Genomic DNA, 1,279 nt, shown 5'->3' with positions numbered 1-1,279 from the left:
CCCACCGCCCGCCCTACCCCTTTGTGCCTACCCGGCCGCTGCCGTCCAGGCGATGTGCGCCGGGCGCCCCGGCCCCGAGCATGGTCGGTATGAACACCACCAACTCCGTCCGCGCCAGGCGCGCGACCGCCTACGGGTCGGCCGCCCTCGTCCTCGCCGCGGCGTTCTCGATCCCCGCCGCCCTCAACGCGGCCACCGACTCCGGGAGCGTGGTCCTCACCCCGCCCGAACCCACCGGCCCGCACGCCGTCGGCCGGACCGAACTGCACCTGGTCGACCCCGACCGCGGCCACCCCTGGGTGGAGGAGGCCACCGAACGGGACGTCATGGTCAGCGTCTGGTACCCGGCCGGAGAAGGCACCGGCGCAGGCGGGGAGGGCGGCACCTCCGCCGGGGACGGCACGGGCACCGGAGAACCCGCGCCCTACGTCACGCCCTCCGTCACCGGGGTCCTCAGGAGCGAGCTGGAGCAGGGAGGGCTCCACCGCGACAGCGTCGACTTCGACGCCTTCCGGGTCAACGCCCTCCAGGACGTCCCGGCCGCCGACACCGGCCCGTTCCCCGTGGTCCTCTACTCCCCGGGGATGGAGCAGTCCCGGTTCCTCAACGCCCTGCACCTGGAGGAACTCGCCTCCCACGGGTACGTGGTGGCCGCCATGGACCACCCCTACGAGACGCTCGCCGTGGACATGCCCGACGGCCGGGTACTGCGCACGAGCGCCCCCTCCTTCAGCACCGAGGCCCTCAAGGAGGCCGTCGCGGTCCGGCGCGCGGACACCCGCCTGGTCCTGGACGGGCTGACCGCGCTCGCGGAGGGCGGCAGCCCCGACGCGGGCGGCCAGGAGCCCCCCGAGGGCCTGGGCGGGGTGCTGGACCTGGACGCGGTGGGCATGTTCGGCCACTCCGCCGGAGGGCTCACCGCCGCCGAGGTGATGCTGGAGGACGACCGCGTCGACGCGGGGCTGGACCTGGACGGCACCATCGGCTACCACGTCGGCGACGAGGTGTGGTCGGAGGCCAATCTGCGGGGCGCCGACCGCCCCTTCGCGCTCCTGACGGCGGGGAGGGCCGGGGTCGGGCTCGAACCGCACCACAGCGGGTACAGCGCCGGGTTCCGGACCTTCGTCGAGGCCTCCTCAGTGGACGTCCTGGAGCTGTACATGGCCGAGGGCGAACACTTCAGCTACACCGACCACCAGTGGGTCCTGCCCGGCGTCGACGAGGCCCTCCAGCCGGGCAACCGCGCCTGGCCCGACCTGGTGGAGGGGGCGATCGGCAC

Annotated in this window: 1 protein-coding gene; it reads left to right on the top strand. The window is 74.4% G+C overall.

What is annotated here, in order from left to right:
- Nucleotides 1–89 precede the first annotated feature (89 nt).
- Nucleotides 90–1,279 (top strand): alpha/beta hydrolase (locus tag DQW06_RS28095; RefSeq protein WP_117199612.1); only part of this gene is annotated, 1,190 nt, incomplete at its 3' end.

Origin of the sequence: Nocardiopsis sp. TNDT3, assembly GCF_003427465.1 — a bacterium.
In the GTDB taxonomy this organism is placed as follows: domain Bacteria; phylum Actinomycetota; class Actinomycetes; order Streptosporangiales; family Streptosporangiaceae; genus Nocardiopsis; species Nocardiopsis dassonvillei.
Note: the sequence above shows the minus strand (reverse complement) of the source record. Positions and strands in the feature narration are given on the sequence as shown.